The following is an 18,687-nucleotide window of genomic DNA, read 5'->3' as shown; positions in this document are numbered from 1 at the left end:
CGCCCAGGCGTCGCACGGACAGCACAGTTAGCGAGAGGCTCGACACCATGGCCATCACCCTCCAGGCGCCGGACATCCGGGAACTCAAGCCCCGCATCACCGTCTTCGGCGTCGGTGGCGCCGGCGGCAACGCCGTCAACAACATGATCGAGTCGGGCCTCCTCGGCTGCGAGTTCGTCGTCGCCAACACCGACGCGCAGGCGCTGACCTCCTCCAAGGCCGAGCGGGTGATCCAGATGGGCCTGGGCGTCACCCAGGGCCTCGGCGCCGGCTCGCACCCGGAGGTCGGCTCGGCCGCCGCCGACGAGGTGATCGACGAGATCCGCGACCAGCTCTCCGGCGCCCACATGTGCTTCATCACCGCCGGCATGGGCGGCGGCACCGGCACCGGCGCCGCCCCGGTCATCGCCCGCGCGGCCCGCGACATGGGCATCCTGACGGTCGGCGTCGTGACGAAGCCGTTCCAGTTCGAGGGCATGCGCCGCATGCGCACCGCCGAGTCCGGCATCCAGGAGCTGCAGGCCGCGGTCGACACCCTGATCGTGATCCCGAACCAGAACCTGTTCCGCGTCGCCAACGAGAAGACCACCTTCGCCGACGCCTTCGCGATGGCCGACCAGGTGCTCTACTCGGGCGTCGCCTGCATCACCGACCTGATGGTGAAGGAAGGCCTCATCAACCTCGACTTCGCCGACGTCCGGGCGATCATGCGCGGCATGGGCAAGGCCATGATGGGCACCGGCGAGGCGTCGGGCGAGAAGCGCGCCAACCGCGCCGCCGAGGCCGCCATCGCCAACCCGCTCCTCGACGACGTCTCGATGAAGGGCGCCCGCGGCCTGCTGATCTCGATCACCGGCGGCTCGGACCTGACCCTCTACGAGCTCGACGAGGCCGCCACCCGCATCCGCGAGGAGGTCGATCAGGACGCCAACATCATCCTGGGCGCCACCTTCGACGAGAGCCTGGACGGCATCATCCGCGTGTCGGTGGTCGCCACCGGCATCGAGCCGGCCCTGATCTCGGCGAACTCGCCGAACAACCCGGCCATCGCCGAGACCGAGCAGCGCATCGCCGAGGTTGCCGAGCGCCTGCGCGCCGAGGCCCGCTCGCGGGCTGCCTCGCCGGTGCCGAGCATCCGCACCGAGTCGGTCGCCCCGGCGCCGATCCCCGCCCCGGCCCCCGCGCCGCTCTCGGCCCCCGAGATGCGCCCCGAGTCGCGGATCGAGAGCCGCATCGAGGCCGCCGCGCCGATGACCCGCNGCCTCGCCCGCCGCACCGCAGTCGCACATGGCCCAGCCGCACGTGCCGCCGGCCCCGCGCGCGCCGGCCCCGCCCGCGGTCCCGCAGTACCGCCCGGCCCAGGGCAATCTCGACGGGCAGGGCCGGGTCGCCCCTCAGCCGCGGATGATGGACGACGATCAGCTCGAGATCCCGGCCTTCCTCCGCCGTCAGGCGAACTGATCGGTCCGGGTCTCCGACACGGCCTGGGGCTGGCGGGAAACCGCCGGCCCCTTCGCGCTGCAGCAAAGCAACTCGTGGTTGTTGCGGTGAGGAATCGGGCTCGACGAGGCTGCGCGCCGCGGCCTTCGAGGCGGGACGCGTGGTGCATCGGCGCCACAGAACGGCCGCGGGTTAGTCACGTATTAACCAACCTTTAAGCCTTTGTGGCAGCAGCGCTTTGCGGTGACGAACCGCTAAGCGTGTCTGTAACAGACCGTAAGAATCCGTGATTTGGCTGCCCTGTGCGGCGCAGCTATAGAAACCATGTGATCGAGACGACACGCAGCAGGACACAACCTGATCGCGTGGGCTAGGGCATCAAGCAGCGGACGGATCAGTCAGTTCCTCTTCACCTCCAGTCGGGGTGTCGGGATTTGGTCGCGCCCGGGGGCTAAGGAATGCGAACGCATAAACAGACGACCCTCAAAGGGCCGGCGACTCTCTCGGGGATCGGGGTCCACTCCGGCAATCCCGCCGAGATCACGATCCGACCCGCTCCGGCCAATCACGGCATCGCCTTCCTCCGCACCGGTACCACCCACGGCAATGACCGCCTGATCAAGGCGCATCACGCCCTCGTCTCCGCCACCGAACTCTGCACCGTCCTGGGCGATGTCGAGACCGGCGCAGTCGCCACCGTCGAGCACCTGATGTCCGCCCTGTACGGCCTGGGCGTCGACAATGCCCTGGTCGAGATCGACGGCCCCGAGATGCCGATCCTCGACGGATCCGCGCTCCCCTTCGTCCAGGCGATCGACAAGATCGGGATCGCCACCTGCGACACGCCGCGCCGCTGGCTCAAGATCCTCCGCCACGTCCGCATCGAGACCGGGACGTCCTTCGCGGAGCTGCGGCCCATCGACCGGGGCTTCCGCCTCGACGTCGAGATCGATTTCGAGAGCCCGGTGATCGGCCGCTCCCGCAAGGCCATGGACCTGTCGCCCGCCACCTACCGCCGCGAGATCGCCGGCGCCCGCACCTTCGGGATGATGCGAGACGTGGAGCGCTACTGGAAGGCCGGCTTCGCCCTCGGCGCCTCGCTGGAGAACACCGTGGCGGTGGGCGAGACCGCCGTGGTCAATCCCGAAGGCCTGCGATTCCAGGACGAGTTCGTCCGTCACAAGATCCTCGACGCCATCGGCGACCTCGCCCTGGCCGGACTTCCGATCCAGGGGGCCTACCGCTCCTATTGCGGCGGCCACCGGATGAATGTCGGGGTGCTGTCGGCCCTCTTCGCCGACCGGGCGAACTACGCCATCGTCGAGGCGCAGGGCTCGCGCCGCGAGACCGTCCTGTCCGAGCTGGGCGTCGGCCTGGGCATCGCCGCCTTCGCGGGCGACCTGTAGCCCCCCTGTGACCTTCGGGACACAGCCGGCAACCGATCCTCGCTGCCGCAGCCTTGCCGCTTTCGTGCCCGAATCAAACGGCACGGTTTAACGGTCCGTGAACGGCGGGCACGGCCCGGGGCGGGCCGGATCCACCCACGCGATGGCATGACGGCGCGAGTCGGCGCCGGTTCCGGGAAAGAGCGCCAGATGCCTGTCACCATTCGTCATCGCCGGGCGGCGGCCTTCGCGGCGCCCCTCGTGGCCATCCTCGGCCTGGGGCTCGGCGGCTGCGACTTCGATCCGACCAGCATCTTCGCCGAGAAGTACAAGCCCGAGGTCGTTCCGGACGTTCCGGCCGACAAGCTGTACAGCGACGGCCTCGCCAAGCTCGAGGACAGCGACTACGAGGGCGCGGTCAAGAAGTTCGACAGCCTGGACAAGCAGTACCAGTATTCCGAGTGGTCCCGGAAGGCGCTGCTGATGACGGCTTACGCCAATTACGAGGGCCAGAAGTACGACGACGCGATCAGCGCCTCGAAGCGCTACCTGCAGCGGCACCCGGCCAGCAAGGACGCCGCCTACGCGCAGTACCTGATGGCGATGTCGAACTATAAGCAGATTCCGGACGTGACCCGCGATCAGGAGCGGTCCGAGAAGGCGCTCGTCGCCCTGCAGGAGTTGGTCCAGAAGTATCCGACCTCGGAATACGCCGCGGACGCGAAGGCGAAGATCCAGATCACGCGCGATCAGCTCGCCGGCAAGGAGATGGAGATCGGCCGCTTCTACCTGGAGAAGCGCAATTTCCCGGCGGCGATCAACCGCTTCCGCGACGTGGTCGCCAAGTACCAGACCACCCGGCACGCCGAGGAGGCGCTCGAGCGCCTGACCGAGGCCTACTGGGCGCTCGGCATCACCCAGGAGGCGCAGAACGCCGCCGCGGTGCTCGGCCACAACTTCCCGGAAAGCCCGTGGTACAAGGACGCGCACGCGCTGCTGGCTCAAGGCGGCCTCGAGCCCCGCGAGGAGAAGACCTCGTTCCTCTCGAAGATCTACCGCACGGTCACCGGCAAGACCGCCTCGGCCGAGTAAGCTTCCAGACCCGAACAGGGCTGTACCGAGAATCATCGAGGCCCGGAGCCGCCGCTCCGGGCCTTTCCCATTGCGGCGCACCGATCGAGCGGTGCGACGCATTTTTGGGGTGAATCCGCGCCCCAGCCGCCTTATGTCTGCGGTCCCATCCTGAGGAATCCCCGTCGCCGCATGCTGGCGCAGCTCGCGATCCGCGACATCGTCCTGATCGACAGGCTCGAACTGAATTTCCGATCGGGACTCAGCGTCCTGACCGGGGAGACGGGCGCGGGCAAATCGATCCTGCTCGATGCCTTCGCCCTGGCGCTCGGCGGCCGCGGTGACGGCCGATTGGTCCGCCACGGCGAGGCGCAGGGCGCGGTCACGGCGGTGTTCGATCTGCCGCTCGATCATCCCGCGCGCCGAATCGCGGCCGAGGCCGAGATCGACACCGAAGGCGACCTGATCCTGCGCCGGACGCAGATGGCGGACGGCCGGACTCGGGCCTTCGTCAACGATCAGCCGGTGGGCGTGCAGGTCCTGCGGGCGATCGGCGCGGCCCTCGTGGAGATCCACGGCCAGCACGACGACCGGGCGCTGGCCGATCCCGCCTCGCACCGGGCGATCCTCGACGCCTTCGGCGGCCTTCAGGCCCAGCTCGCCAAGGTTGCCGCCGCGTCGCGGACCGTGCGGACGGCCCGCACCGCGCTCGCCGAGCACCGCGCCCGCGTGGAGGCGGCCCGCAAGGAGTCCGACTTCCTGCGCCACGCCGTGGAGGAACTCGCCGAACTCGCACCGCTGCCGGGCGAGGAGGCCCAGCTCGCGGAGCGCCGCACGATCATGCAGCAATCCGAGAAGGTCGCGCGCGAGCTCAACGAGGCGCTGGAGGCCGTCGGCGGTCCCCATTCCGGCGTGCCGCACCTCTCCGCCGCCCTGCGCAAGCTGGAGCGCCGGGCCGCGCAGCTGCCGGCCCTCGTGGACCCGTGCGTGAACGCCCTCGACGCCGCGATGGTCGCCCTCGACGAGGCCCGCGCCGTCCTCGACGCGGCGGTGGCCGAGACGGAGTTCGATCCCCGCGACCTGGAGCGTGTCGAGGAGCGGCTGTTCGCGCTGCGCGCCGCGTCGCGCAAATACGATGTCCCCGCCGACGACCTCGCGGCCCTGGCGGAGCGATACGCCGGCGATGTGGCGGCCATCGATGCCGGTGAGGCGGCGCTGGCCGGGCTGGAGCAGGCGCTCGCGGCGGCGGAGGCCGCCTATGCCGAGGCGGCCGAGAAGCTCAGCGCCGGGCGGCGGCGGGCGGCCAAGCAGCTCGACGCCGCCGTCAAGGCCGAGCTGCCGCCCCTCAAGCTGGAGCGGGCCCGGTTCATCACCGAGATCGCCACGGATCCGGATTCCCGCGATCCGGCGGGCACCGACCGGGTCGAGTTCTGGGCCCAGACCAATCCCGGGACCAAGCCCGGCCCAATGATGAAGGTCGCCTCCGGCGGCGAGCTGTCGCGCTTCATGCTGGCGCTGAAGGTGGTGCTGGCCGACAAGGGCTCGGCCCCGACACTCATCTTCGACGAGATCGATACCGGGGTGGGCGGTGCGGTGGCGGATGCCATCGGGATGCGGCTCGCCCGGCTGGCGGCGACCGTGCAGGTGGTCGCGGTGACCCACGCGCCCCAGGTCGCCGCGCGGGCCGAGACGCATTTCCTGATCGCCAAGGCGCCGGTGAAAGGGGCCGGCCGCGTCGCCACGCGCGTGGCGAGCCTGCCGGTCGCCGAGCGCCGTGAGGAGATCGCCCGGATGCTGGCGGGCGCCACCGTCACCGACGAGGCCCGCGCGGCCGCGGCGCGGCTCCTCCAGGGTGCCGACGCGTAAACCGGCGTCAACCTTAACCGTTGGTTGCAGGTAATGAATCGTTAACTATTCATAGTGAGAGTACTCCCATCCCGGTACCGCGGCAGGTTTGGGCGGTTGACGGGCGAGAGGGAGCCATGAAGCCGTCAGTCGTCGACTCCGATGGGCCTCTGTCTGCGGGACAGCCTCTGAAACGCGCGGTCGACACGCGCCAGCTCGGCCTCACGCTCCGCACGGTCTACGAGGGCAGCGTCGACACGCAGCCGATCACCGACACGCATGTCGAGCTGCTCCTGCGCCTGCGCCAGAAGGAGCGCGAGCTGCGCCGGGCGGTCTGACACGGCACCGCGCCGCTACCAGCGGCGCGCACCCGGCCGTCGGCGGTACTCGGCGGCCCTGATCAATGTCAGCACGCGGTCGAGACTTACCAGCAGCTCCGCCTCCTCGACGCGCGCAGCCGAAGCGGCCGCCGGATCGGCGCTGAATTTCTGACGGGCCTGCGCCAGCGCCAGGGCCCGCTCCACGGCTTCCCGCTCGGCGTGCAGGGCCAGCCAGGCCGGATCGGATTCCGTCGCCGCATCGACCTCGTCGCCGTCCACGATCCGCGCGTCCTTCTGCTGGTGGTAGAGAGGAACGCGCGAGAGCCCGGAACCGTGCCGCGCCGTGCGCGGATCGATGTCATCCCGGTGTCATCTACTTGTCGTAACCGCCGGGCCATCGGGCGGCCGGCGCTGGGTCTCTTCGGAAGATCGGCCGCAGAGCTCTGCCGCGGGCATGGGCTTGCCGGCGGAGCGGCGCAGGCTCTTGCCCGACGGCAACGGAGATTCCTTTGAGACCCTTCGCTTACGCGCTCGCCGTCGGCCTCGCGACGGTTCAGCTGGCGTCCGCGGCGCTCGCCGCCGATATCACGGGCGCCGGCGCCACGTTCCCCTTCCCGGTCTACTCCAAGTGGGCCGAGGCCTACCGCAAGGAGACCGGTTCGGGCCTCAACTACCAGTCGATCGGCTCCGGCGGCGGCATCAAGCAGATCCAGGCCAAGACGGTCGATTTCGGCGCCACCGACGCGCCCCTGAAGCCCGAGCAGCTGACCAAGGACGGCCTCGTCCAGTTCCCGACCGTGATGGGCGGCGTCGTGCCGGTGGTGAACATCCCGGGGATCGAGCCGGGCAAGCTCAAGCTCACCGGCGATGTGCTGGCCGACATCTACGCCGGCAAGATTGCGAAGTGGAGCGATCCGCGCATCGCCAAGCTCAATGACGGGCTGAAGCTCCCCGACGCCAACATCACCCCGGTCTACCGCTCCGACGCGTCGGGCACGACCAACATCTTCACCACCTACCTGTCGCAGGTCTCCGAGCCCTGGAAGAAGGAGTACGGCGCGGCCACGACGATCTCCTGGCCGGTCGGTCAGGGCGGCAAGGGCAACGAGGGCGTGACCGCCACCGTGAAGCAGGTTCCGAACGCGATCGGCTACGTCGAGTCGGCCTACGCCAAGCAGAACAAGCTCTCCTACGCCCTGCTGCAGAACAAGGCCGGCAAGTACCCGCAGCCCGACGACAAGGCGTTCCAGGCCGCGGCGGCGAGCGCCGACTGGAAGGCGACCCCGGGCTTCGGCATCTCGCTGACCAACCAGCCGGGCGAGGATGCGTGGCCGATCACGGCCGCGACCTTCATCCTGGTCCACAAGGACGCCGCCGACCCGGCCAAGTCCGCCGCCGTGCTCAAGTTCTTCGACTGGGCCTACAAGAACGGCGACAAGCTCGCGACCGACCTCGACTATGTCCCGCTGCCGGACAACGTCGTCGAACTGATCCACCAGGAGTGGAAGGACGTGAAGGGCAAGGACGGTAAGCCTGTCTTCAACATGTGAGCGTGGCCGGGAGGAGGTGAGAACCTCCTCCCTCGCTTCCGGGAACGCACCGGGCTACCACGCCACCCTTCGCAGAGAACCGCGGATGCCCGCTTTGACCGAATCGATCGCCCTCGGCCGAACCCGTTCCGCGACCGCGCGGAAGGCGCCGAGCCGGAGTCTCGACGCCCTGTTCCGGACCTGCTCGTACGGCGCGGCCCTGCTGGTGCTGCTGGTGCTGGCCGGCATCCTCGGCTCGATCCTGTACGGCGGCTGGCCCGCCTTCCGCGAATTCGGCTTCGGCTTCCTGACCTCCAGCGCCTGGAACGTTGGGACCGAGCAGTACGGCGCCCTGGTCGCGGTGATCGGGACCGTCGCCTCCGCCTTCCTGGCGCTGCTGATCGGCGTCCCCGTCTCGCTCGGGATCGCGGTCTACCTCACCCAGCTGTGCCCGGGCTGGGCCCGCAAGCCGGTCGCCATGACGATCGAGCTGCTGGCCGCCGTGCCCAGCATCATCTACGGCATGTGGGGCCTGTTCGTGTTCGCGCCGCTCCTCGCGCGCTACATACAGATCCCGGTCTCGAACCTCGTGGAGGGCATGCCGATCGTCGGCACGCTGTTCTACGCCCGGGTGCCGTCGGGCGTCGGCGTGTTCACCGCCGGGATCATCCTGGCGATCATGATCGTGCCGTTCATCGCCTCGATCGCCCGGGACATGCTCGACCAGATCCCGACCGTGCTGCGCGAGAGCGCCTACGGCATCGGCTGCACCACCTGGGAGGTCGTGCGCCACGTGCTGGTGCCGCAGGCGGCGGTCTCGATCATCGGCGCGATCATGCTCGGCCTCGGCCGGGCGCTCGGCGAGACGATGGCGGTGACCTTCGTGGTGGGCAATGCCAACCGCCTCTCGGCCTCGATCTTCGACCCGAGCTCGACCATCGCGTCGCGGATCGCCAACGAGTTCAACGAGGCGGACGGCCTCCAGCTGAACGCGCTGATGGCCCTGGGCTGCATCCTGTTCGTGATCACCTTCGTGGTGCTCATCATCGCCCGGCTGCTGACGCGCCGCGTCCAGGCCGCCTGAGGAGCACGCGCGATGGTTTCCTCCAGCACGATCGCCGCGACCGCGCAGCGCCGCCCCGGCCGGGTCCGCCAGGGCCGCCGCGTCGCCGACCGGACACTGCGCATCGCCTGCACCGGCGCCACCGTGGTGGGTGCCCTGGTCCTCGGCTCGATCCTCGTGATGCTGATCGTGCAGGGCGTGCGCGGCTTCACGCCGACCCTGTTCACCAACCCGACCCCGGGCCCCGGCTCCGAGGGCGGCGGCATCGCCAACGCCATCCTGGGCAGCCTCGTGCTGACCGGGATCGGCATCCTGATCGCCACGCCGGTGGGCGTCATGGCCGGGACCTTCCTGGCCGAGTACGGGCGCGGCTCGAAGTTGGCCGCCCTGATCCGCTTCCTCAACGACGTCCTGCTCTCCGCGCCGTCGATCCTGATCGGCCTGTTCGTCTACACGCTCATGGTGCGGCCGATGGGCACCTATTCGGGCTGGGCCGGCGGTGTGGCGCTGGCGATCATCGCCGTGCCGGTGATCGTGCGCACCACCGAGGACATGCTGCGCCTCGTCCCCGGCACCCTGCGGGAGGCCGGCGCGGCGCTCGGGGCGCCGCCCTCGACGGTGATCATGAGCGTGACCTGGCGGGCGGCCTCGGCCGGCATCGTCACCGGCATCATCCTGGCGCTCGCCCGCATCGCCGGCGAGACCGCGCCGCTGCTGTTCACCGCGCTCAACAACAATTCCTGGTTCTCGGCCAACCTAATGGGCGGCGTCGCGAACCTGCCGGTGATGATCTACCAGTTCGCCCTCTCGCCCTACCCGAACTGGCAGGGCCTCGCCTGGGCGGGCGCGCTCCTGATCACCGCGACCATCCTGGCGCTGTCGATCATCGCGCGCCTCGTGATCAAGCCGCAGGCCTCGCGCTGAGACCCCTCTCGAGGACACGACGATGAACGCCGCCTCCGCGATCCCCACGGTCGAGCTGAACCGCAACCGCGCCGAAGAGGGCGGCCCCGTGCGGATCGCCGTGAAGGACCTGAACTTCTACTACGGCAGCTTCCACGGGCTGAAGGACGTCAACCTCAACTTCCACGACCGGCAGGTCACGGCGCTGATCGGCCCCTCCGGCTGCGGCAAGTCCACCCTGCTGCGCTGCTTCAACCGGATCTACAGCCTCTATCCGGAGCAGCGCGCCGAGGGCGAGATCCTGCTCGACGGCGAGAACATCCTCAGCCCCTCCGTCGACCTGAACGAGCTGCGCTCGCGCATCGGCATGGTGTTCCAGAAGCCGACGCCGTTCCCCATGTCGATCTACGACAACGTGGCCTTCGGCCTGCGCCTCTACGAGAAGCTGCCGAAATCCGAGCTGGACGGCCGGATCGAGGAATCCCTGCGCAAGGCCGCGCTCTGGGACGAGGTGAAGGACAAGCTCCGGCAGCCGGGCACCGGCCTGTCGGGCGGCCAGCAGCAGCGCCTGTGCATCGCCCGGACGGTGGCGCAGAAGCCGGAGGTGATCCTGTTCGACGAGCCGACCTCGGCCCTCGACCCGATCTCGACCGGCCGCATCGAGGAGCTGATCGAGCAGCTGCGCGACGAGTTCACCATCGTGATCGTCACCCACAACATGCAGCAGGCGGCGCGCATCTCGCAGTTCACCGCCTTCATGTATCTGGGGCAGCTCGTCGAGTTCGGTCCGACCAACCGGATGTTCATGAACCCGACGGAACGCCGCACGCAGGACTACATCACCGGCCGCTTCGGCTAGTCTGACCGGGAGGCTCCGGTCCCGAGACCTGCCGGTCGGCGCCCCCGGCGCGCCGGCAAGTCCCCGCAAGCCGCCCCGGCGCGCCGCTCCCGGGACTTTATCGAAGGATCCACCATGCCCGGCCATATCGTCACCTCCTACGACACCGACCTCGAGAACCTCCGGCGCTCGATCTCGGAGATGGGCGGCGTGGCCGAGAAGATGACCGCGGAGGCGACCGACGCCCTCGTGCGCCGGGACGACACGCTCGCCCAGGCGGTGATCCTCGCCGACAAGCGCCTCGACGCGCTGCAGCGGGACATCGAGGAGCGCGCCGTGCTGCTGATCGCCCGGCGCCAGCCCCTGGCGATCGACCTGCGCGAGACCATCTCGGCGATCCGCGTCTCCGGCGACCTCGAGCGGATCGGCGACCTCGCCAAGAACGTCGCCAAGCGCGTGGTGGCGATCTCCGACCAGGCGCCGGCCCAGAAGATCGTGCTCGGCGTGCGCCACATGAGCGACCTCGCCGAGGGCCAGCTCAAGGACGTGCTCGACGCCTACGCGAGCCGCGACGTCCAGGCGGCCCACGACGTCTGGGAGCGCGACGGCGAGATCGACGCCCTGTACAATTCCCTGTTCCGCGAGCTCCTGACCTACATGATGGAGGATCCGCGCAACATCTCGTTCTGCACGCATCTCCTGTTCTGCGCCAAGAACGTCGAGCGCATCGGCGACCACACCACCAACATCGCCGAGACGATCCACTACCTCGCCACCGGCGAGACGCTGGCGGGCGATCGGCCGAAGAACGACGCGTCGAACTACGCGACGGTGGACGGCGTCCAGGCGCCGTGAGCTTCAGACCCCGGTCTCCGCGCCTTCCTGTGGGCGCGGCCGGGGTAAGTATCCGTGCAGGTTGAGGCAGGGCGGCGCCTCCTGCACCGTGCGCTGGACCGCCGGTAGAACGAGTCTTCGAACGTGAGCATGCAAGTCCTGATCGTCGAGGACGAGGAGGCGCTGACCACGCTGCTGCGCTACAACCTGGAGGCCGAGGGCTTCCTGGTGGATTCGGCGGCGCGCGGCGACGACGCCGAACTGCTCCTGGCCGAGCGAACCCCGGACCTCGTGCTGCTCGACTGGATGCTGCCCGGCCTGTCGGGGATCGAGCTGTGCCGCCGGATCCGGGCGCGGCGGGAAACCGAGCGGCTGCCGGTGATCATGCTCACCGCCCGGGGCGAGGAGGGCGACCGCGTCCGCGGTCTCGGCACGGGCGCCGACGACTATATCGTCAAGCCGTTCTCGGTCCCGGAACTGCTCGCCCGGATCCGCGCGCTGCTGCGCCGGGCCAAGCCCGCCCACGTCTCGGACCGGCTGGCGGCCGGCGACCTGGAGCTCGACCGCACCGGCCACCGCGTCCGCCGCGGCGGCGAGGAGCTGCATCTGGGGCCCACGGAGTTCCGGCTCCTCGAATTCCTGATGCTGGCGCCCGGCCGGGTCTTCTCCCGCGAGCAGCTCCTCGACGGGGTCTGGGGCCACGACGTCTACATCGACGAGCGCACCGTCGACGTCCATGTCGGGCGGCTGCGCAAGGCGCTGAACGGCCCGCGCCAGGCCGACCCGATCCGCACGGTCCGCGGCTCGGGCTACGCCTTCGACGAGACCTTCTCGCTGGAAGCCTGAGGCGGCCCGAAGGGTTGTCGGAGGGGCACACCGCTCCGGCGCACCGTCATCGCGAGCCCGGCGAAGCGACCCAGGGCGGCGGGACGCCGGTGAGCGTGGCGCTGCTCAGGGGCCTGAGACATCAAACTGATTCAGCGCGCCAGCGCCGCGCTCCGGCCGGACGCAGGCACCGCCTCCAGCGCCGCCAGAACCGTCCCCTCGGTCAGGATCTGCGGGAGCACCTGGGGCTCCCCCGTCCCGGTGTAGAGCAGGTAGAGCGGGACGCCGCTGCGCCCGTGCTTCTCCAAGAGGCGGGTGATCTCGGGGTTCTGGTTGGTCCAGTCGCCCTTCATGTAGGTCACGCCGCGCTCGGCCATCGCGGCCCGCACCGCCCTGGTGTTGAGCGAGGTCGCCTCGTTGACCGCGCAGGTGATGCACCACGCGGCGGTCATGTCCACGAAGACGGGACGGTGCGCGTCGACCAGGGCGTCGAGGCGCGCCTGCGTGAACGGCTCGACCCCGTCGGCGGTGGCCTGCGGCGAGGGCGCGGCACGGTCCCGGGGGAGGGTGACGGCGAGGGCCCCGACGGCGAGCAGCGCCAGCACCGCGGCGGCCTGCGCGATCCGGCCGGCCCGCGGCGGGGCCGCGCGGCCGTGCTCCCAGACCCAGGCGGCGAAGCCCACGAGGACGAGGCCGATCAATGCCGCCAGCAGCCCGCGCGGATCGACCTGCTGCGCCAGCACCCAGATCAGCCACGCGACGGTGGCGTAGACCGGGAAAGCCAGGACCTGCTTGAGGGTCTCCATCCAGGCGCCCGGCCGCGGCAGCGCCCGCAGGGCCGGCGGCCAGAGGGTCAGGAGCAGGAAGGGCAGGGCGAGGCCGAGGCCGAGGCTGGCAAAGACGGTGAGCGCCACGCCGGCGCTCTGGGTCAGCGCGAAGCCCACCGCCGAGCCCATGAACGGCGCCGTGCAGGGGGTCGCCACCAGGGTGGCGAGCACGCCCGTGAAGAACGAGCCGCTCAGGCCGGCGCGTCGGGTGAGGCCGTCGCCCAGGCCGGCGAGCCGGCCGCCGACATGGACCGCGCCGGAGAGGCTCAGGCCCATCGCGAACAGCAGGTAGGCGAGTCCCGCGACCATGGCGGGCGATTGCAGCTGGAACCCCCAGCCGATCGCGGCCCCGCCGCTCTTGAGGGCGATCAGCGCGGCCGCGAGCGCCAGGAAGCTCGCCAGGACGCCGGCCGTGTAGGCGAGACCGTGGAGCCGCAGCCGGGCCGGCCCCTCGCCCGCGTGCCGCACGAGGCTGAGCACCTTGATCGACAGAACCGGGAAGACGCAGGGCATCAGGTTGAGGATCAGGCCGCCGAGGAACGCGAAGGCCGCGGCGGTCGCGAGGGTCAGCGCGTCGAAGTCGGAGGCGGCGGGCGCGGTCGCGGCCGGGTTCGGCGCGGTCGCGGCCGGCGCCCCGGCGGCCGGAAGCACCGGCTCGTCGCCGTACGCGAAGGCGAGCCGGCGGGTCCCGGCGGCGTCGACCGCGTCGACCGCGTCGACCGTCAGGACGCCGGGCAGGGTGGTGGGCACCGGATCGGTCGGGCTGCTCCGGGCGAGCGTCAGGTGCAGGCCGGTCTCGTTGACGGTCATCACCTGCGCGGCGGCGTTGTCGATCGCCGTCTCGGCGTAGGGGAAGTACGCGGCGTTCCGGACCGCCTCGGGCGTGAGGCCGGACGCAGTGAAATCGAGGCGCAGGGTGTCGCCCTGGCTCGACAGGCGCAGGGGCCAGAGCGCCGGCACGGGCAAAGCTGCGCGGGCGCGGGCGAACAACGCGGCACTGGCCGGGTCCGGCTCGGCCTTGCCGACCGGCAGGGTCAGGGCGAGATCGGCCGAACCGGGGACGCACTCGGTCTCGCAGACGAGATAGGTCAGCTTCGCCTGGATCTGAACCGGATCGGCCGGATCGAGGCTCGGCGGCGGCGTCACCGGGACGAGGAGCGTGACCTCGCCCTCATACCCGTAATTCATGAGCGTCGCGATCGGGATGCGCTCCGGCGCCGGCCACCGGATCGCGCCGGCGTTGAAGCCGGCCGGCAGGGTCCAGGTCACCTCCGGGGGCAGGCCGGAATCGCCCGGATTGCGCCAGTAGACGTGCCAGCCCGGCTTGATCTGCATCCGCACCGCCAGCGTGAACGGCTGCGCGCCGGCGACCGCGGCGGGCTCGGCCACGAGGCTCGCCCGGACGAGGTCCGCGGGCGTGCGGAAGCCCTGCGGGAACCCCTGCGCCGCGGCGGCCGAGAGGCTCGCCGCGAGGGCGAGGATCAGGATGGCGAGGCGGCGGATCATGCTGTCCCTTCGCGCGCAGGGCGGTCGCGGTTTCATGCGCGGCGTCTCCGGCCCGGCGCGTCCATTTCCACGGCGCCGGGTCTTAACATGGACCACGCCCGGCGTCCCCGCGGGCGGCTCAACCCTCCAGCGGCGCCGTCGCCCGCTCCAGCCAGTCGCGCGTCCCGCTATCGAGCCCAGGCACCAGGGTCTCGCACACCCGGGCATGATAGGCGTCGATCCAGGCGCGCTCCTCGGGTTCGAGCAGGTCGGACTGGATCAGCCGCCGGTCGTAGGGGGCGAGCGTCAGCGTCTCGAAGCCGAGCATCGGACGCTCGCCGCCCGCGATCGTGCGGGGCTCGACCAGGACGAGGTTCTCGATCCGGATGCCGTAGGCGCCGCGCGCGTAGTAGCCGGGCTCGTTCGACAGGATCATGCCGGGCTCGAGCGCCACCGTGCCGGTCTTGGCGATCCGCTGCGGCCCCTCGTGCACCGACAGGAAGGCACCGACGCCGTGCCCAGTGCCGTGATCGAAGTCGAGGCCCGCCTGCCAGAGCGGCGCCCGCGCGAAGCCGTCGATCTGGGCGCCGGTCGTGCCGACCGGGAACACCGCCCGGGCGATGGCGACGTGGCCCTTCAGAACCCGCGTGAAGCGGTCGCGCATCTCCGGGCTCGGCGCGCCGACGGCGACCGTTCGGGTGATGTCGGTGGTGCCGTCCGGGTACTGCGCCCCGGAATCGATCAGGAACAGCTCGCCCGCCCGGACCGTGCGATCGGTGGCGCGGCTCACCCGGTAGTGGACGATCGCGCCGTTCGGCCCCGAACCCGAGATGGTGGGGAACGAGACCTCGCGCAGGTCGCCGCCCGCGGCCCGGAAATCCTCCAGGGCCTCGACGGCGGCGATCTCGGTGAGACCGCCGGCGGCGGCCGCGCCGTCGAGCCAGGCGAGGAAGCGCACGACGCTCGCCCCGTCCCGGACATGGGCGGCGCGGGCGCCCGCGATCTCGGCGGTGTTCTTCACCGCCTTCATGCCGGTGATCGGATCCTTGCCGATATCGGCCGTGCCGCCTGCGGCCTCGATCTTCTCCTTCAGGGCGACGGCGCCAGTCGCCGCGTCGAGGCGGACGCGCACGCCCGCCAGTGACGCCAGCCCGTCGTCCAGGTCCGCCCGCGGCAGGATCTCGGCGATCGGCGCGAGCGCCGTCCACAGGGACGGATCGACGTTCGGCGAGACCAGGAACAGCCGGGCCAACCCCTCGCGCGGCAGGATGGCGTAGCCCAGCGCCAGAGGCGTATGTGCGACGTCGGACCCGCGCAGGTTGAAGGCCCAGGCGAGATTGTGCGGATCTGAGATCACCAGGGCATCGCAGCCGCCCTCGGCGAGTGACGCCCGGATCCGGGCGAGCTTGTCGGTGGACGCCTCGCCACACAGCGCGTCCGGATGGACCACCACCGGTCCGGCCGGCGGCCGCGGCCGCCCGGCCCAGACCGCGTCGACGAGGTTCGGCACCGCCCGCACCGCGCCGCCGGCGCGGGTCACGGCCCGCTCCAGGCGCGCCAGACCGTCCGGCGTGTGCAGCCAGGGATCGTAGCCGAGCACCTGATCCCGCCTCAGATTGGCGCCGGTCCAGGCCTCCGGAGTCGTTTCGGCGAGCGGCACCACCGTGACGAGGCCGGTATCGACCTGCTCGGGCGCCTGCAGGGTGTAGCGCCCGTCGACGACGAGAGCCGCGGACTCCATCAGGATCACGGCCGTCCCGGCCGAGCCGGTGAAGCCCGTGAGCCAGGCCAGCCGCTCGGCGTCGGCGGGAACGTATTCCGACTGGTGCTCGTCGGCGCGTGGGACGACGAAGCCGTCGAGCCCGGTCTCGCGCAGGGCCGCGCGAAGCGCCTCGATCCGCTCGGCGCCCTTCCGGTGGCTCGGGTCATCGAAGCTCTGGAAGCGCTGCCGCGGTCGGGACGAACGGGTGTCGGTCATGCGGCGAGCCTAGCGCCCGCCGCTCCCGCGTCGCAACACCCTGCTCTCACGACAAAAGGGTTGGTCGAAGGTTGGTTGCGGTGCTTAAAGATCGTTAGCAATCTTATCACGCCGCCGATTTTGGCCTATTACTCAGACATGCCACGCCGCGTTTTCTACCGGATCAGCGACAGACCCGACGGCCGCTTCGACGCCGTCGTGACGATCGAGCCCGACACGGTGGTCCGCCGCGACGGTTTCGCTTCGCTCGCCGAACTTGAGGAGTGGATCGACGGCCTGCGCGCGCTGATGGCGGCGCTCGGCGCGCCGGTGTCGCAGGCGGACGCGCCGGGGTCACCGGCCGAGACCGCGGGCGAGCCGGACCGGCCGGGTCGATTGCGCACCGCGCGCTGATCAGCCGTTCGTGATCGGCAGGTCCGGCGCGCGGTCGGCGGGCGCGCCGTCGTAGCCCTCGATCCAGGCCCGACGCGCGGGCGAATTGGCCGGATACGGGCAGGCATCCTTGGGCCGGCCCTGCGCCCGGGCGCGGGCGCCCTCGGCGATGGGGTCCGCGGGCGGATCGTGGAGCGACGTCTGGCTCATGACCGGATAACACGCCGGCACGCGGGGAGTTTCGGGGCGGCTCCGCGCGGGTCAGCGCCGCGGACGCGGCGCCGACCCGCCGCGCATCAGGACCAGGGCGACCCACCCCTCGATCACGCCGCGCCGCACGAGGGAGAAGCCCTGGAGGCGGTAGGCCGAGAGCACGCCCGGCACGTCGCGCTCGATCAGGCCGGACAGGACCAGCACGCCCTCGGTGGCGACGACCCGCGCCAGGGTCGGCGCGAGGAGCCTGAGCGGCCGGGCCAGGATGTTGGCGAAGACGAGATCGAAATGGCGCGACCGGTCAGCGAGGCGGTGGCGCACCCCGGGCCCTTCGTAGAGCTTGAGATAAGGGCCGAGCCCGTTGGCGCGGGCGTTCTCGCGGGCCGTGCGCACGGCCTCCGCGTCGAGGTCGCCGGCCACCACCGGCTGGCGCAGCGCCTTGGCGGCCGCGAAGGCGAGGATCCCGGTTCCGGTTCCGACATCGAGGATATGGGCCGGGCGCCGGCGCTTGAGTTCCGCGACCAGGGCGCGGAGGCAGCCCAGCGTCGTTCCGTGATGCCCGGTGCCGAAGGCGAGAGCGGCCTCGATCTCGATGGCCAGATCGTTGCCCCGCACGGAGTCCCGGTCGTGTGAGCCGTGCACGAGGAAGCGGCCGGCCCGGACCGGCTTCAGGCCCTCCAGCGACGCGCGCACCCAGTCCTGCTGCGCTATCGTGCGGAACTCCGCCGCGTCGGCGGCATCGCCGATGACCGGGCGGATCAGCGCGCGGACGTAATCCTCGTCGGGCGCGTCCGCGAAATAGGCCTCCAGGCGCCACGTGCGCCCGTCCTCGTCCTCGAAGGCCGCCACCGCGGTCTCCGTGGGATCGAACATCTCGCCCAGCAGGTCGGTCATCGCGCGGGCCGAGCGTTCGTCGGTCAGCAGACGCAGGACGTGGGACGGGCGATGGGGCGGCAGACCTTCGAGCATGGTGCCCGGCTGTAACGCCGGGGCGCGCCGCAGCCCAGGGGCTGGTGCGAAAAAATCCGGGCGCGGCGGGCGGGGAAGCCCGGCGGGCGTGCCGTCCCACCCCTTGTTGCCGGACAGACACAAGCACCAATACTTATTTTTGAAGCGATCAAAATCAGTGTCCAGGGACTTCGGGCGTGCTTAAACAATCTCGGCTTTCCCAAGGCCTGACCCTCAACTCGGGCGCGCCGCACTTCCCGCGCGGCGCGCCGGTTTTGACAGACGATCGTGCTGCCATGACCGCGTCCCTCCTCATCAGCGTCGCCTTCGCGGCCGTGACCACGGCCGCGGCCGCGCTCTGGGCGCGGCTGGTCGCGAACGATATGGCCGGGCTGCCGGACGGGCGCCCGACCGAGAAGCCCGACATCCGGACATGGTGATGTCATGGGTCCGATTCGCGCGCCCGGCTGCCCAGGAATGCGGCAGGATGTTCGCGCGTTAACCAAATGAGGTATCGCGGCCGCGGAACCCGCCGCTGTCAGCGGCGTTTTTGCCGGCTTTTTACGTGAATCACGATTGAGCAGGGTGCGTACAGCGTGACCAAGTCCCGGCGTTCCGGCCCCCGCGGGCCCGTGGTCGTCAACGACACGTCCGTGCATCCCCGGCCGCGTGAGCGGATCTTCGGCGGTCCCGCACCGGACGGGCCGCTCCCGGGCCATCTCCTCGTCCTGCTGAGCCGCCTGCATCGGGCGGAGGCCGAGCCCAAGGACCGGCAGGAAGCCAACCTCGGTTGATGTGAAGCCGGACCGCC

18 protein-coding genes and 1 pseudogene are annotated in these 18,687 nt (G+C 70.7%); 14 read left to right on the top strand and 5 right to left on the bottom strand.

Annotated features, from left to right (window positions below):
• Positions 1-47: 47 nt before the first annotated feature.
• The 5 genes and pseudogenes from ftsZ (at position 48) to MOTC310_RS04560 (ending at position 6,079) form a co-directional block, all read left to right on the top strand.
• Positions 48-1,461, top strand: a pseudogene (ftsZ, locus tag MOTC310_RS04580) (cell division protein FtsZ).
• Positions 1,462-1,898: 437 nt separating this feature from the next.
• The gene (gene lpxC, locus MOTC310_RS04575) at positions 1,899-2,846 is read left to right on the top strand and encodes a UDP-3-O-acyl-N-acetylglucosamine deacetylase (RefSeq protein WP_331289878.1); all 948 of its coding nucleotides are present in this window, start codon (positions 1,899-1,901) and stop codon (positions 2,844-2,846) included.
• Between the two features lie 189 nt (positions 2,847-3,035).
• Complete coding sequence (locus MOTC310_RS04570; protein ID WP_331289877.1) at positions 3,036-3,917, top strand: outer membrane protein assembly factor BamD; 882 nt, start codon at positions 3,036-3,038, stop codon at positions 3,915-3,917.
• 171 nt (positions 3,918-4,088) lie between these two features.
• The gene (gene recN, locus MOTC310_RS04565; protein WP_331289876.1) at positions 4,089-5,762 is read left to right on the top strand and encodes a DNA repair protein RecN; all 1,674 of its coding nucleotides are present in this window, start codon (positions 4,089-4,091) and stop codon (positions 5,760-5,762) included.
• A 116-nt stretch (positions 5,763-5,878) separates the two neighbouring features.
• Positions 5,879-6,079 carry a hypothetical protein gene (locus MOTC310_RS04560; RefSeq protein ID WP_331289875.1) on the top strand — a complete coding sequence of 67 codons (201 nt, stop codon included), beginning with the start codon at positions 5,879-5,881 and terminating at the stop codon, positions 6,077-6,079.
• Positions 6,080-6,094: 15 nt separating this feature from the next.
• On the opposite strand, the gene MOTC310_RS04555 is transcribed toward MOTC310_RS04560, so the two are convergent.
• Positions 6,095-6,340: a hypothetical protein gene (locus MOTC310_RS04555; RefSeq protein WP_331289874.1), complete on the bottom strand. Its 246-nt coding sequence runs from the start codon at positions 6,338-6,340 to the stop codon at positions 6,095-6,097.
• A gap of 230 nt (positions 6,341-6,570) precedes the next feature.
• On the opposite strand from MOTC310_RS04555, the gene pstS reads away from it, so the two are divergent.
• The 6 genes from pstS to phoB all read left to right on the top strand — a co-directional run bounded on the left by pstS (position 6,571) and on the right by phoB (position 12,074).
• On the top strand, positions 6,571-7,611 hold the full coding sequence (gene pstS, locus MOTC310_RS04550) for a phosphate ABC transporter substrate-binding protein PstS (RefSeq protein ID WP_331300930.1): 1,041 nt from the start codon (positions 6,571-6,573) through the stop codon (positions 7,609-7,611).
• An 85-nt stretch (positions 7,612-7,696) separates the two neighbouring features.
• Positions 7,697-8,674: a phosphate ABC transporter permease subunit PstC gene (gene pstC / locus MOTC310_RS04545; protein ID WP_331300929.1), complete on the top strand. Its 978-nt coding sequence runs from the start codon at positions 7,697-7,699 to the stop codon at positions 8,672-8,674.
• A gap of 12 nt (positions 8,675-8,686) precedes the next feature.
• The gene (gene pstA, locus MOTC310_RS04540; RefSeq protein ID WP_331289871.1) at positions 8,687-9,577 is read left to right on the top strand and encodes a phosphate ABC transporter permease PstA; all 891 of its coding nucleotides are present in this window, start codon (positions 8,687-8,689) and stop codon (positions 9,575-9,577) included.
• A 22-nt stretch (positions 9,578-9,599) separates the two neighbouring features.
• On the top strand, positions 9,600-10,415 hold the full coding sequence (pstB, locus tag MOTC310_RS04535) for a phosphate ABC transporter ATP-binding protein PstB (protein WP_020094141.1): 816 nt from the start codon (positions 9,600-9,602) through the stop codon (positions 10,413-10,415).
• Positions 10,416-10,529: 114 nt separating this feature from the next.
• Positions 10,530-11,249: a phosphate signaling complex protein PhoU gene (gene phoU / locus MOTC310_RS04530; protein ID WP_192708539.1), complete on the top strand. Its 720-nt coding sequence runs from the start codon at positions 10,530-10,532 to the stop codon at positions 11,247-11,249.
• A gap of 129 nt (positions 11,250-11,378) precedes the next feature.
• Positions 11,379-12,074, top strand: a complete 696-nt coding sequence (phoB, locus tag MOTC310_RS04525) for a phosphate regulon transcriptional regulator PhoB (protein WP_331290288.1) — start codon at positions 11,379-11,381, stop codon at positions 12,072-12,074.
• Positions 12,075-12,205: 131 nt separating this feature from the next.
• Here phoB and MOTC310_RS04520 read toward each other — a convergent pair whose 3' ends face one another.
• Positions 12,206-14,386, bottom strand: coding sequence for a protein-disulfide reductase DsbD family protein (locus tag MOTC310_RS04520; protein ID WP_331300928.1), 2,181 nt, complete (start codon positions 14,384-14,386; stop codon positions 12,206-12,208).
• Positions 14,387-14,504: 118 nt separating this feature from the next.
• Entirely contained in the window at positions 14,505-16,343 is a 1,839-nt protein-coding gene (locus tag MOTC310_RS04515; protein WP_331300927.1) for an aminopeptidase P family protein, read from the bottom strand.
• A 60-nt stretch (positions 16,344-16,403) separates the two neighbouring features.
• On the opposite strand from MOTC310_RS04515, the gene MOTC310_RS04510 reads away from it, so the two are divergent.
• Complete coding sequence (locus MOTC310_RS04510; RefSeq protein ID WP_331300926.1) at positions 16,404-16,736, top strand: hypothetical protein; 333 nt, start codon at positions 16,404-16,406, stop codon at positions 16,734-16,736.
• On the opposite strand, the gene rmf is transcribed toward MOTC310_RS04510, so the two are convergent.
• Positions 16,737-16,925, bottom strand: a complete 189-nt coding sequence (gene rmf / locus MOTC310_RS04505) for a ribosome modulation factor (protein ID WP_331289868.1) — start codon at positions 16,923-16,925, stop codon at positions 16,737-16,739.
• Positions 16,926-16,976: 51 nt separating this feature from the next.
• Positions 16,977-17,897 (bottom strand): 50S ribosomal protein L11 methyltransferase, encoded by a 921-nt coding sequence (locus tag MOTC310_RS04500; RefSeq protein ID WP_331300925.1) that lies wholly within the window; start codon positions 17,895-17,897, stop codon positions 16,977-16,979.
• Positions 17,898-18,172: 275 nt separating this feature from the next.
• Between MOTC310_RS04500 and MOTC310_RS04495 the strand changes: the two genes are divergently transcribed.
• Together MOTC310_RS04495 and MOTC310_RS04490 are read left to right on the top strand one after the other, a co-directional pair.
• Complete coding sequence (locus MOTC310_RS04495) at positions 18,173-18,316, top strand: hypothetical protein (RefSeq protein ID WP_331289866.1); 144 nt, start codon at positions 18,173-18,175, stop codon at positions 18,314-18,316.
• Positions 18,317-18,472: 156 nt separating this feature from the next.
• Positions 18,473-18,670, top strand: coding sequence for a hypothetical protein (locus MOTC310_RS04490; protein WP_331289865.1), 198 nt, complete (start codon positions 18,473-18,475; stop codon positions 18,668-18,670).
• Positions 18,671-18,687 lie beyond the last annotated feature (17 nt).

Origin of the sequence: Methylobacterium oryzae (assembly GCF_036441375.1) — a bacterium.
GTDB lineage: Bacteria > Pseudomonadota > Alphaproteobacteria > Rhizobiales > Beijerinckiaceae > Methylobacterium > Methylobacterium oryzae_A.
The sequence above is the reverse complement of the archived record's forward strand: the minus strand, read 5'-3'. Positions and strand labels throughout refer to the sequence as shown.

Coding starts and splice junctions, on each gene's coding strand:
- lpxC (WP_331289878.1), top strand. CDS start 1,899: ATGCGAACGCATAAACAGACGACCCTCAAAGGGCCGGCGACTCTCTCG.
- MOTC310_RS04570 (WP_331289877.1), top strand. CDS start 3,036: ATGCCTGTCACCATTCGTCATCGCCGGGCGGCGGCCTTCGCGGCGCCC.
- recN (WP_331289876.1), top strand. CDS start 4,089: ATGCTGGCGCAGCTCGCGATCCGCGACATCGTCCTGATCGACAGGCTC.
- MOTC310_RS04560 (WP_331289875.1), top strand. CDS start 5,879: ATGAAGCCGTCAGTCGTCGACTCCGATGGGCCTCTGTCTGCGGGACAG.
- pstC (WP_331300929.1), top strand. CDS start 7,697: ATGCCCGCTTTGACCGAATCGATCGCCCTCGGCCGAACCCGTTCCGCG.
- pstA (WP_331289871.1), top strand. CDS start 8,687: ATGGTTTCCTCCAGCACGATCGCCGCGACCGCGCAGCGCCGCCCCGGC.
- pstB (WP_020094141.1), top strand. CDS start 9,600: ATGAACGCCGCCTCCGCGATCCCCACGGTCGAGCTGAACCGCAACCGC.
- phoU (WP_192708539.1), top strand. CDS start 10,530: ATGCCCGGCCATATCGTCACCTCCTACGACACCGACCTCGAGAACCTC.
- phoB (WP_331290288.1), top strand. CDS start 11,379: ATGCAAGTCCTGATCGTCGAGGACGAGGAGGCGCTGACCACGCTGCTG.
- MOTC310_RS04520 (WP_331300928.1), bottom strand. CDS start 14,386: ATGATCCGCCGCCTCGCCATCCTGATCCTCGCCCTCGCGGCGAGCCTC.
- MOTC310_RS04515 (WP_331300927.1), bottom strand. CDS start 16,343: ATGACCGACACCCGTTCGTCCCGACCGCGGCAGCGCTTCCAGAGCTTC.
- rmf (WP_331289868.1), bottom strand. CDS start 16,925: ATGAGCCAGACGTCGCTCCACGATCCGCCCGCGGACCCCATCGCCGAG.
- MOTC310_RS04500 (WP_331300925.1), bottom strand. CDS start 17,897: ATGCTCGAAGGTCTGCCGCCCCATCGCCCGTCCCACGTCCTGCGTCTG.
- MOTC310_RS04495 (WP_331289866.1), top strand. CDS start 18,173: ATGACCGCGTCCCTCCTCATCAGCGTCGCCTTCGCGGCCGTGACCACG.